The organism is Planococcus lenghuensis (assembly GCF_001999905.1).
Taxonomy (GTDB): Bacteria; Bacillota; Bacilli; order Bacillales_A; family Planococcaceae; genus Indiicoccus; species Indiicoccus lenghuensis.
Map to the genome: position 1 here is coordinate 1,205,307 of NZ_CP019640.1, position 12,194 is coordinate 1,217,500.

A 12,194-nucleotide genomic window follows, 5' to 3' on the forward strand; every position below is an offset into this window, starting at 1 on the left:
AAATTTGGGTTGAAAGTGTGTCAGATATCTGAAAATTACTGCACCAGCACTGCTGCAATTCCTTGAATAAAGACAGTGGCAATTGCAATTGGGGCAGCATAGCGGATCAGGATGTTCCAGAGATTGACCCACACAGAAGCGCCATCCAGTTCTTCTTCTTTCTGTTGCGTGGTCATAATATAACCGGCAAACAGCGAGATGAAAAATGCGCCGAGCGGCAGTCCAATCCGGCTTGTCAGGATATCAGCAAAATCAAAGAACGTAAAGCCGAATGCATAAGGTTCAGAAAGCACACCGAATGACAAAGCACTTGGAATGCCTACCAGGAAAATCAGCGATCCATAAATCCAAGCCACCCGCTGTCGCTGGGCATATCTGTCTTTTACACCAATCGAAACGACAATCTCCAGCATGGAAATCGATGAAGTGAGCGTTGCAAACAGCAGAAGGATGAAAAACAGAATGATCAGCACCTGTCCGAAGAACAGCTGATCAAATATGGCCGGCAGAATGATGAACACAAGGCCCGGTCCGGCATCAGGTGTATATCCAAGTGCGAAAACTGCAGGGAAAATAATCAGACCGGCCATGATCGACACGCCGATATTTAGGGCGGCCACACTGATGGCAGATCGGCCTAAGCTCTCGGACTTTGATAAGTACGAGGCATACGTGATCATCCCGGAGACGCCAACACTCAGCGAGAAAAATGCCTGTCCGAGCGCAACAAGAGCCGTTTCAAATGTTAAGAAGGACCAATCCGGCACAAACATGAACCGGACACCTTCCAATGCGCCATCCAATGTCAGTGACCGGACCATCAGAATCAGCAGAAAAATCAGGAGTGCAGGCATCATGAATTTACTTGCCCGTTCAATTCCGTCTTTTATGCCGCCCTGGACAATCCAGATTGTCAGAAGCATGAACGCCGCCTGTGCGATCAGTACTTCCCATGGATTGGCAATGACGGAGGTGAACAGATTACCGTATGCATCATCACCAAGTCCGGACAATTGAAACAGCAGCGAGCGGAAGAGGTAAGAAAGAATCCATCCGCCGACGACACTGTAAAATGATAGAATGATAAACGAAAAGAAAAAGCCGGACCAGCCGATCAGAAACCAAGGGTGGCCGGGCGCCAGTTTTTTAAAACTGGTTACTGCATCCGCCTGTCCGCGGCGACCGATTACGAATTCGGCAAGTAAAACGGGAAGTCCGATTGCCAGTGTGCTGATGATAAACAGAAGGATAAAAACACTTCCTCCGTGTGTGCCTGTTTCATAAGGGAATTTCCAAATCGCCCCGAGGCCGATTGCACTGCCGGCAGCAGCAAGGATAAAACCGATTTTGGAAGTCCATTGTTCGCGTTGTTGCATATGATTCACTCCTCAAGCCAGTTAGATTTCCTCATTCTACAGGATGGAGATCGAAAAAAGTAGCTTTTTTTGAGGTTAAAGATAAATCTGCTATATAATTAAGGAACAATCTGAAATGTTTGATAAAAGAACGTATTGAATAATGGGAGTGAAAGAAATACAGAGAATTCCGAGGGAGGCGGACAGAAATGCACAGAGAAGAATTATTGAAAAAAGCCGCTGCCCGGAATAAGGAAGCTTTTCAGTCGTGGGAATCAGAGGAGAGATTGCGCATCGCCCGCTTCGGCTATCAGAACGGTCTGTCACCGGAAAGGGCCGTCCGTTTTGCCGACATCGTTTTTGAACGGCTCTGGCAGCAGATAGACGGAAACCAGGCAGAAGACCTATTGGATTTGCTGTTTACAGAAGCCGCTGCCCAAATCCACATTGAACAGATCCGATTAACAACAGAAAATGAACAATTGGCTTTTGAAGAAGATCGGGAATTACACAGGAACGTTGTTAATCTTGAAGAAGAAGCCCGGCTGCCTCTTATCTTCATTTATTTTCATTCTTTGTCAGAAGAGCAGACGGCAAAAGTGCTGGATATTTCTCTTCCGGCTGTTCGATTGCAGATCGATGAAAGTATGCAGCACTTGACAGCAGCATTGGGGCTTACAAAAGATCTTGCTGAAAAACGGCTGAAATTGCTTAACCTTTCCTATAACCGGTTGCCGTTTTCTTTTGCGGAACTTCAGGAAGGGCCGTCCGAAGAAGAACCGGAGATGCATCAGGAGTCACCGGCACCGGCGCCTGCGATCAGCAGAAAGTCAACTATTGCCACAGCTGCTGCCGGGGTGCTGATGGCTGCAGTGATCGGTCTGTCGTTTCTGTATAGTGAGCCGGCAGAAGAAGAAAAGACGGCAGCCGAATCAGAAGATGTGCTAAGCGCTGACAGAGTGGAGGCTTGGCGGGCAGAGTACGAAGATACCCGTCTGGAAGCGGCACAGACGCTTGGCATGGATGTGGAAGACTTCAACCAATTCAATTTCGTGCGTGAAGCTGATGAAGCGCTGGAAGAAAAATTGGGGGAAGATATGCTGGAATCGATGGCTGACTCGCCTGAGAAAGCTGAGCGGGTTTACTTGGAAGTGCTCCGCCAGCTGCAATTGCCCGGGGACATGATCGATTCTGTCCGGATGTATCCACTGCATTCCGATGAGACCCAGGTGTTTCTGGAGCAAATCGCTGAAAAAACCAGCGAATTGCGCTTTCGGGCCGAATCCATATTAATGGATTATCAGGAAGAGCTGAAGCAATTCCGCTATGAAGATAAGCTGTCAGCAGAGATGCTCATGGCCCAGCGGGGTGAGGTGCCGGCGGAAGTGGAAGAACTGCTCGACTCCCTGCATGCGCAGGCATTGATGTTGCAAGTGCATCCCAACGAAGACCGGTTCATGATCCGGCGCAATATGTCTGAGTTGATGAACAGCAATGGATTGTCTCTTTCCGAGGACAACCACTTTTATTTATGGATTCTGCAGCAAGCGCCTTACTACGATGAAACCGGTTTGCTTTACCCGGAGCAGGATATCGAGTACATGCTCACCTCCATGGGTCATGCACTTACAATGGCGGATGCAGACTCCAGACTCTACAGCAAAACAGAATCCCTGTTTTCTGTGACGTTCTGGATGCTGCTGCATGGCTCGGAGAAGAAACCGGCATTTACCGAGGAAGGCGAGATGAGGCCTGAAACCCGCCAGGCGCTGACAGGGCTGCTGAAACATAGCTCAGTGGATCCGATCATTTACCTTCTTCTCCCGATTGTCGAGGAAATGGAGGCAAGCGGATGGACAGCATCCGCGTCTTATGAGCAATTGGAATTCCGGGATATTGATAAGGCATTCGAACTGGAGCGGGAAGGAAAACTGGCGGCACTTCTTCCGGGCGCCGACTTGGAAGTTGGCAATGAACTGCTGGACTTGCAGAAAGAAAGCGGCCTATTCAGCGAAACGGAAGAACTATATGATGCATTCATCTCCGATTACAGTGACCGGCACCTGGAAAATGCGACTGCTGCAGAAGTGTTTTTACTGTACGAGTATGCCAATAAACAGGAAAATCCTGAAGCGATGTGGCATTTGCTTGCAGACGCGATTCTGAAACCGGAGCTGGAAAAATACACGGAGAACTGGCAGCCAAGCCCGTCTTTAAGTGAGCGGTACAGCCGGATCGAATTTAATGAACATCAGAAACGGCGGGAAGGGCGGGTATTACTGGCAGAGGCACACGCCGAACGGCGATCCAGTGAAGAGCCAATGATTTACCAGCCAGGTCCCACATTGCAGACAACAGAGACTGGAGTCTGGAAAATGGTTCATCAGCTTGCTGAAAATGTTGAACTGACAAATCCGGACCAGGCGCAGAATTTTTGGACCGAAGCTAAAGCCCTGTATGATCGGTATACGGACCGGCAAATGGATTCTGCATTGCTGAAAGAACTGTCACCGCTTGAAGTGGCCGGTCTGTATTTCACCGCACGGGAAGCGGAAGATTTCACCACTATGCATGAACTTCTCGGTGAAGCGTTCGGTGCGCAGCTGACACTTGAACAGTTGAAGCAGATCGAAGCGGATCGAACAGATCACCGGCCAATTGATGAAATTGAAACCCTCACTTTCTTTTCAAGAAGCTATATAGCCAACGATTTGCCGCTGGGCGAACTCATCATCAATTACACAGCCGGGGACGAATCGATTCAATGGCATTCCTTGAGCATGGTTTTTGAAGATGGGTACTGGCAAGTGCTGTACTGATAATGATTTTGCCGGTCTCTGCCAGGTATGCTATAATACGGAGATGCTATTTCGTATATAGAAAATTTTCAGCAGACTAGGAGCGGTTAAAAGATGAAAAAACAGTATCAGGCAGGCGATGTGGTTGTCGGGAAAGTTACCGGCATCCAGCCTTACGGAGCATTTGTAGCATTGGACGAGGAAACACAGGGGCTTGTGCATATCTCCGAAATTACTTATGGGTATGTAAAAGAAGTAAGTGAATTTCTGGCGATTGGGCAGGAAGTGAATGTGAAAGTACTGGAAGTTGACGAACAGGCAAATAAAATCAGCCTGTCTATCCGTGCGACTCAGGAAAAGCCACCGGCACCCCGAAAAGACAGCGGTTCACGCCAATCGCTGCAATCCCGGGTCGATGAGCGGGATTCGGAAGGATTTAATTCTCTCCGGGATAAGATGCAGGAATGGATTAAAAAATCCGGACAGTAATAATAAAAACGAAGGGCAGATTAACTCTGCCCTTCGTTTTTTTTCATTTTGCGAAGCCGGTACTGAAGATTTTGTCTGCTCATACCAAGCGCTTCAGCAGCTTTTGTAACATTTCCATCATACATATTCAGCGCTTTCTGCAAATAATAATTTTCCGCCTCCTGGAGATAGGCATCGAGCGGAATCAGTTCTTTTTTAGAGAAAACCACAAAATCTTCCGGTTTCCGTCCCCCATCCGGCTGAATCCGCTGGAGAAAATGAGCAGGAAGCAAATCAGGTGTGACGATTTCATCAGCCGCTGCCACAGAGGCAATCTCATCAAGAAGCATTTCCAATTCTTTAAGATTGCCTGGCCAGTCGTAGAGGAAAAACAGCCGTTTGACTTCTTCGCTTAATCCATGGATGGCGGATCCGTACTGAAGCCGGTGTTTCTCAAAATAGCTTTCCGTGAATGGCACAATATCTTCCTTCCGGTTCCGAAGGGGTTCAATCTGTATCGAGAGAGAAGAAAAGAAGTAGTACAATTCTTTTAAAAGGCGGTTGGAAGCAATCAATTCCACCGGATCCCCTGCAACACTGGCAATATAGTAAATGCCGTTTGACCGGCAGTTTTCAAGGACATGAAGTAGATGCGACTGCAGCTCGTGCGGCATCATGTCGATTCTTTCACAGAATATAGTGCCATTTTCCAGCTCTTTCAGTTCAAGTGAGAGCTGATGGATCAACTCCTGGTCAGCGCTGTGGCAGTATAATGTATAGAATTGACCGGCATCGGCCGCGGCCTGATGAATCGCTTCAGCGATAAATTCCTTGCCGGTGCCGGATTCTCCGATCAGTAAAGCGGGGAGCCGGGCAATGGCTGCTTTTTTGGCTGTTTCAACCACCCGCTGCATGCTTGTGGAAACAGCTGTTATGCTGGCGAATGTTACTGGCTCTTCATTGTTTTTCAGCGGCTGGTACATGGCGCGTTCCAGTTTTGTAACGTCCCGGGAAAGTTCGATCGCCCCGATCAGTTTCTCCCGCTCCCGGACAGGGTAAGTATCATTGATAGTTGTAATTTCCTGTCCCCGGCGGTTCCAGTACGTCTGTTTCACGTTCAAAATCGGTTCCCCGGTCTGCAGGACGCGCAGTAAAGTGCTGTCTTCCCGGTCAAAACGGAACAATTCCAGCAGTGACCGATCCATGAGTTCAGCAGATTCCAAACCTTCAATCTGCTTCATTTTCCGATTATAAATAATTGTTGTACCTGCTGTATCAACCGCATGTACGCCAATTTCTGCTTGCTGAATTGCGTGCTCATAGAAAGGGTTTAGATCAATTTTTGGTCTTTCCATGATGCTCACCTCACTAAAAATTCTAAAATTAAACGAAAACACTTGAAAAAAGCAATAATCTTTTGCATTATTATATATGTAAACAAGCTGCAACCGCAAATTTTTTTTGCACAAAGCCATTATGAAGGAGGATTTCCATGATTCCCTACAAACACGAACCATTTACAGATTTCTCAATCGAGGAAAACCGCAAAGCTTACGAAGAAGCTCTTAAAACGGTGGAAGGTTACCTTGGACAGGATTATCCGTTGATCATCGGGGGAGAACGTGTAACAACTGATGATAAAATCGTTTCTTACAATCCGGCAAAGAAAGATGAAGTGGTCGGACGCGTCTCTAAAGCGAATAAAGAACTTGCTGAACGTGCGATGAAAGTCGCAGATGAAAAGTTCAACACGTGGAAAAAGGTGAATCCGGAAGTTCGTGCAGATATTCTGTTTAAGGCAGCTGCGATCGTACGCCGGCGCAAAAACGAATTTTCAGCACTCTTAACAAAAGAAGCAGGGAAGCCGTGGAATGAAGCGGATGCGGATACGGCAGAAGCAATCGACTTCATGGAATACTACGGCCGCCAGATGCTGCGCCTGAAAGATGGCATGCCGATGGAATCTCGTCCAGGCGAGTTCAATCGCTATGACTACATTCCGCTTGGTGTCGGTGTTGTCATTCCGCCATGGAACTTTGCTTTTGCAATCATGGCAGGTACAACGGTTGCGGCAATGGTGACTGGGAATACAGTACTCCTGAAGCCGTCTTCTTCAACACCGGTTGTAGCTTATAAATTTATTGAAGTTATGGAAGAGGCAGGAATGCCTGCGGGGGTCATCAACTTTATCCCGGGTTCAGGTGCAGAAGTTGGGGATTACCTCGTTGACCATCCAAGAACCCGCTTCATTTCATTCACAGGTTCGCGTGAAGTCGGACTCCGGATTTTTGAACGGTCTTCAAAAGTTTCCGAGGGTCAGATCTGGATGAAGCGTCTGATTGCTGAAATGGGCGGCAAAAATTCAGTGGTTGTTGACAATGACGCAGATTTGGAACTTGCGGCACAGTCAATCGTCAAATCTGCATTCGGGTTCAGCGGTCAGAAATGTTCTGCAGGTGCTCGGGCAATCGTTCACCAGGATGTATATGATGAAGTGCTGGAGCGTTCGATTGCTCTGACTAAAGAACTGGTAGTCGGCGATCCAACCGACTTCAGCAATAAGGTTGGCCCTGTTGTTGACCAGGCTGCATTTGATAAGATTATGAAGTACATCGAAATTGGTAAAAAAGAAGGTCGCCTTGTTGCTGGCGGTGAAGGCGATGATTCAACTGGTTACTTCATCCAGCCGACAATCTTTGCGGACGTTGATTCCAAAGACCGGATCATGCAGGAAGAGATTTTTGGCCCGGTTGTCGGATTTACAAAAGCGAAATCCTTTGACGAAGCGATCGAAATGGCGAACAACACGGAATATGGTCTGACCGGTGCAGTCATCACGAGAAACCGTGAGCACATCGAACAGGCGCGTGAAGATTTCCATGTCGGTAACCTGTATTTCAACCGCAATGCAACAGGTGCTATCGTTGGCTATCAGTCATTCGGCGGATTCAATATGTCCGGTACTGACTCGAAAGCAGGGGGCCCGGATTACCTGCAGCTTCACATGCAGGCAAAAGTCACATCTGAAACGTTTTAAAGAAAAAGGCAGACAGAAGTCTGCCTTTTTTATCAAAGGAGGAGTGTCAAAATGGTAAAGACAAATGAAGTAATTGAACAGACGCAAAAATTCGGTGCAAATAATTATCATCCACTGCCGATTGTTATCGCCGAGGCAGAAGGTGTTTGGGTAAAAGACCCGGAAGACAATAAATTCATGGATATGCTTTCTGCCTATTCCGCAGTAAACCAGGGCCACCGCCATCCTAAGATTATTCAGGCACTGAAAGATCAGGCAGATCGCGTGACTTTGACCTCGCGTGCATTCCATAACGACCAGCTTGGCCCTTGGTATGAAATGATCTGTGAAATTTCCGGCAAAGAAATGGCCCTTCCGATGAATACAGGAGCTGAAGCAGTAGAAACTGCTGTCAAGGCGGCGCGGCGCTGGGCGTACGACGTAAAAGGTGTTGAAGAAGGGAAAGCTGAAATTATTGCATGTAACGGCAATTTCCATGGCCGCACAATGACTGCAGTATCGCTTTCTTCAGAGGCGGAATACCGCCGCGGATTCGGACCGATGCTTCCGGGGATCAATCTGGTACCATATGGTGATGCAGCTGCATTACGGGAAGCAATCACTCCGAACACAGCGATGTTCCTGTTTGAACCGATTCAAGGGGAAGCGGGTATTGTCATTCCACCGGAAGGATTTCTGAAAGAAGCACGCGAAATCTGCCGGGAGAATAACGTGTTATTCGTAGCCGATGAAATTCAGGCTGGCCTTGGCCGTACCGGTAAAATGTTCGCCTGTGATTGGGAAGACGTAAAGCCGGATATGTATATTCTCGGGAAGGCGCTTGGAGGCGGAGTATTCCCGATCTCTTGTGTGGTAGCTGATGAGGATGTCCTTGGTGTCTTCAATCCTGGCTCGCATGGTTCCACATTCGGCGGCAATCCGCTCGCTTGTGCTGTATCCATCGCTTCAATGGAAGTGCTTGTAGAGGAAAAACTGGCTGACCGTTCTCAGGAACTCGGCGAATACTTCATGGGGAAACTGAAAGAGATCAATCATCCTTCAGTTAAAGAAGTGCGTGGACGCGGACTCTTTATCGGTATGGAATTGAATGAAGCGGCAAGACCCTATTGCGAAGAACTGAAAGAGTTGGGCCTGCTTTGCAAAGAAACACACGATACAGTTATTCGTTTTGCACCTCCGCTTATTATTTCCCAGGAAGATCTCGACTGGGCCATTGAGCGCATCCGAAAAGTCTTTTCCTGATAATATTCACTAGTCACATCCGACTGCACCTATGATACAATGAGTGCGGAGTGATAACTACTAAACAAAGAGGCGAATCAAACCAATGACTGAAAATTTGAATCTGTTTACGTCGACTCAGGAAGTTGTCAAAGAAGCCCTCGACAAGCTTGGTTACGACGAGGCAGTGTTTGAACTATTGAAAGAACCTCTCCGTATGCTTGAAGTACGTATCCCAGTCCGGATGGATGATGGCAATGTGAAAGTCTTCACCGGTTTCCGCGCACAGCATAACGATGCAGTGGGACCGACCAAGGGCGGCGTTCGCTTCCATCCCGAAGTGAACCGGGAAGAAGTAAAAGCCCTGTCCATGTGGATGACACTGAAGTGTGGGATTGTCGACTTGCCATATGGCGGAGGTAAAGGCGGTATTATCTGTGATCCGCGTGAAATGTCCATGTATGAGATTGAAAAGCTGAGCCGCGGTTATGTGCGTGCCATCAGCCAGATCGTTGGACCGAACAAAGACATCCCAGCACCGGACGTCTTTACAAATTCACAGATCATGGCGTGGATGATGGATGAGTATAGCCGGATTGATGAATTTAACTCCCCAGGTTTCATTACCGGGAAACCGCTGGTGCTTGGCGGTTCGCAAGGCCGTGATAAAGCGACTGCGCAAGGTGTGACCATCTGTATAAACGAAGCAGCAAAAAAACGCGGTCTTGAAGTCAAAGGTGCACGTGTCGTTATCCAGGGCTTTGGGAACGCCGGCAGCTTTCTGGCGAAGTTTCTTTATGACGCAGGGGCAAAAGTTATCGGAATTTCCGATGCATATGGTGCGCTTCACGACCCCGACGGACTGGATATCGAGTATTTACTCGACCGGCGGGACAGTTTCGGCACAGTAACGACCCTGTTTGAAGATACCATTTCAAACCAGGAATTGCTGGAGCTGGACTGTGATATTCTTGTCCCGGCAGCAATCTCCAATCAGATCACAGAAGAAAACGCAGATCGTATCAGAGCATCGATCGTTGTAGAAGCGGCGAACGGTCCGACCACAACAGCTGCGACGAAAATTCTGGCAGATCGCGGTGTTCTGCTGGTACCTGACGTGCTGGCAAGTGCCGGTGGTGTGACTGTGTCATACTTTGAATGGGTACAGAACAACCAAGGGTACTACTGGACTGAAGAAGAAGTTAGTGAAAAATTACTGAAGAAAATGACGGATGCCTTTGAGAACATCTATTCCGTCTCCCAGTCCCGAAATATTGATATGCGGCTCGCCGCCTATATGGTAGGTGCCCGCAAGACAGCTGAAGCAGCACGCTTCCGAGGTTGGGTTTAAATACGATAAAGCCGTTCCGATTCTTACTCGGGGCGGTTTTTTTGCATTCATCCAAGAAAATCGACATACTATAGAAGGAACAGAAAAAGAGGAGGATGAACATAATGAATGCATTTTCTTTTTACAATCCTGTAAAACTGATATTCGGTAAAGGTCAGCTGGAAAAAGTGAAAACTGAATTGCCGCAGTATGGTAAAAGAGTTCTCGTCGTCTATGGCGGAGGCAGCATTAAAAAGAATGGACTGTATGATGAAGTCATGGAGACGCTAAAAGAAGCGGATCTTGATGTATTCGAGTTGTCGGGAGTTGAACCAAACCCGCGCATTTCAACTGCACGCAGAGGAATTGAAATCTGCAAAAAAGAAAAGATCGATTCCATTCTTGCGGTCGGTGGCGGATCGGTTATTGATTGTGCCAAGCTAATCTCCAACGGTGCAAAGTATGACGGCGATGCATGGGATCTGGTTACCCGTAAAGCCACACCAGAGGCCGGTCTCCCGTTCGGGACTGTTCTGACACTCGCTGCGACCGGCTCGGAAATGAATGCCGGCTCTGTTATCACAAACGAAGAAACCCAGGAAAAGTATGGATGGGGCAGTCCGTATACATTCCCTAAATTTTCGATCCTGGATCCTACTTATACACTGACGGTCCCGGCCGACCAGACAGTGTACGGCATTGTGGATATGATGTCACATATCTTTGAACAGTATTTCCATAATGCAACTAACACACCGGTACAGGATCGGATGTGTGAAGGTGTACTTAAAGCAATAATTGAAACTGCACCGAAATTGGTGAATGACCTTGAAAGCTATGAACATCGGGAAACGATTCTGTTCGCCGGTACGATGGGGCTGAATAACTTCCTGCAGATGGGCTATAACGGAGACTGGGGCACTCACAATGTAGAACATGCTGTTTCTGCTGTCTATGACATCCCCCATGCTGGCGGGCTCGCAATTTTATTCCCTCAATGGATGCGCCATAATCTGAAAGTGAATCCGGAGCGATTTGCACAGATGGCTGTTCGTGTCTTTGATGTTGATCCGGAAGGAAAGACAGCAGAGGAAACTGGGAATGAAGGCATCGACAGATTACGTGAATTCTGGTCATCCATCGGAGCGCCTGAACAGTTAAAGGATTATGACATAGATGATTCTAAAGTAGATCTCATTACAGAAAAAGCAATGGCGCGTGGTGAGTTTGGTAATTTTGCTAAACTGAAGAGTGAAGATGTAAAAGAAATTCTTGTTGCTTCATTATAAGTTGAGAGTTGGAAAGGATTGAGCTTCGTGCTCAATCCTTTTTTTGTATGAAAGTATATAAAGCGAATGAAAGAAAAGTTAAGGTTGAAGCCCGGCGTCTCCCATGCCACACTGAAGAAGTGAATTTGTACAGGGCAAAACAGTCAAAACATAGAGGTGTCATTGTGGAACAACCTAAAATTCATCCGTACATACCAATTGCAATTGGTGTTATATCTGTGTCGCTTTCAGCGATTTTTGTTAAGTGGTCTTCTGCTGATGCAGGGGTCATTGCCTTCTACCGTCTTCTTTTTTCCATTTTAATTATGAGTCCAATATTTTTTCTGAAGTATACACATGAAATTAAGAAATTGAGTAGGAGAGATTGGTTATTTTCTATGATTGCTGGAGTATTTTTGGCATTTCATTTTATATTATGGTTTGAATCGCTTAATTACACATCCGTTGCAAGTTCAACTGTCTTGGTGACATTGCAGCCACTTTTCGCATTCGCAGGTACTTACTTCTTTTTTAAGGAAGTCATCTCGTGGAAAACCGTTATATCCGGATTGATCGCAATTTGCGGAAGCGTTATTATCGGCTATGGCGATTTCCGAATCAGCGGTCTTGCTCTCTTTGGCGATTTACTTGCGCTTATTGCCTGTGCTTTAATTACAGCATATCTTCTGTTTGGACAGGATGTGCGAAAGCGATTAT

Annotated in this window: 9 protein-coding genes (1 of these 9 only partly in view); 7 read left to right on the forward strand and 2 right to left on the reverse strand. The window is 47.2% G+C overall.

What is annotated here, in order from left to right; all coding sequences use genetic code 11:
• Positions 1-35 precede the first annotated feature (35 nt).
• Positions 36-1,376, reverse strand: a complete 1,341-nt coding sequence (locus B0X71_RS06195; protein ID WP_077588611.1) for a sodium-dependent transporter — start codon at positions 1,374-1,376, stop codon at positions 36-38.
• Between the two features lie 188 nt (positions 1,377-1,564).
• Here B0X71_RS06195 and B0X71_RS06200 point away from each other — a divergent pair, with 188 nt between their 5' ends.
• Both B0X71_RS06200 and yugI read left to right on the forward strand, forming a co-directional pair.
• Complete coding sequence (locus B0X71_RS06200) at positions 1,565-4,174, forward strand: RNA polymerase sigma factor (protein ID WP_077588612.1); 2,610 nt, start codon at positions 1,565-1,567, stop codon at positions 4,172-4,174.
• Between the two features lie 93 nt (positions 4,175-4,267).
• Positions 4,268-4,642, forward strand: coding sequence for a S1 domain-containing post-transcriptional regulator GSP13 (yugI, locus tag B0X71_RS06205; protein WP_077588613.1), 375 nt, complete (start codon positions 4,268-4,270; stop codon positions 4,640-4,642).
• 20 nt (positions 4,643-4,662) lie between these two features.
• On the opposite strand, the gene B0X71_RS06210 is transcribed toward yugI, so the two are convergent.
• Positions 4,663-5,976, reverse strand: a complete 1,314-nt coding sequence (locus B0X71_RS06210) for a sigma 54-interacting transcriptional regulator (protein WP_077588614.1) — start codon at positions 5,974-5,976, stop codon at positions 4,663-4,665.
• A 137-nt stretch (positions 5,977-6,113) separates the two neighbouring features.
• Here B0X71_RS06210 and pruA point away from each other — a divergent pair, with 137 nt between their 5' ends.
• The 5 genes from pruA to B0X71_RS06235 form a co-directional block, all read left to right on the forward strand.
• Entirely contained in the window at positions 6,114-7,658 is a 1,545-nt protein-coding gene (gene pruA, locus B0X71_RS06215) for an L-glutamate gamma-semialdehyde dehydrogenase (RefSeq protein ID WP_077588615.1), read from the forward strand.
• A 51-nt stretch (positions 7,659-7,709) separates the two neighbouring features.
• Positions 7,710-8,900, forward strand: a complete 1,191-nt coding sequence (locus B0X71_RS06220; protein WP_077588616.1) for an ornithine--oxo-acid transaminase — start codon at positions 7,710-7,712, stop codon at positions 8,898-8,900.
• 85 nt (positions 8,901-8,985) lie between these two features.
• Positions 8,986-10,230, forward strand: coding sequence for a Glu/Leu/Phe/Val family dehydrogenase (locus B0X71_RS06225; RefSeq protein ID WP_077588617.1), 1,245 nt, complete (start codon positions 8,986-8,988; stop codon positions 10,228-10,230).
• A 104-nt stretch (positions 10,231-10,334) separates the two neighbouring features.
• Positions 10,335-11,498, forward strand: a complete 1,164-nt coding sequence (locus B0X71_RS06230; RefSeq protein WP_077588618.1) for an iron-containing alcohol dehydrogenase — start codon at positions 10,335-10,337, stop codon at positions 11,496-11,498.
• A gap of 164 nt (positions 11,499-11,662) precedes the next feature.
• Positions 11,663-12,194: the 5' portion of a DMT family transporter gene (locus tag B0X71_RS06235; RefSeq protein ID WP_077590918.1), read on the forward strand. It continues 371 nt past the right edge of the window; 532 of the gene's 903 nt are visible here — the first part of the coding sequence; its start codon is at positions 11,663-11,665; the stop codon falls past the right edge of the window.

Bases quoted from the DNA above. Each gene is read 5' to 3' on its own strand.
- B0X71_RS06200 (WP_077588612.1), top strand. From the start codon at position 1,565: ATGCACAGAGAAGAATTATTGAAAAAAGCCGCTGCCCGGAATAAGGAA.
- B0X71_RS06195 (WP_077588611.1), bottom strand. From the start codon at position 1,376: ATGCAACAACGCGAACAATGGACTTCCAAAATCGGTTTTATCCTTGCT.
- yugI (WP_077588613.1), top strand. From the start codon at position 4,268: ATGAAAAAACAGTATCAGGCAGGCGATGTGGTTGTCGGGAAAGTTACC.
- B0X71_RS06225 (WP_077588617.1), top strand. From the start codon at position 8,986: ATGACTGAAAATTTGAATCTGTTTACGTCGACTCAGGAAGTTGTCAAA.
- B0X71_RS06230 (WP_077588618.1), top strand. From the start codon at position 10,335: ATGAATGCATTTTCTTTTTACAATCCTGTAAAACTGATATTCGGTAAA.
- B0X71_RS06220 (WP_077588616.1), top strand. From the start codon at position 7,710: ATGGTAAAGACAAATGAAGTAATTGAACAGACGCAAAAATTCGGTGCA.
- B0X71_RS06210 (WP_077588614.1), bottom strand. From the start codon at position 5,976: ATGGAAAGACCAAAAATTGATCTAAACCCTTTCTATGAGCACGCAATT.
- pruA (WP_077588615.1), top strand. From the start codon at position 6,114: ATGATTCCCTACAAACACGAACCATTTACAGATTTCTCAATCGAGGAA.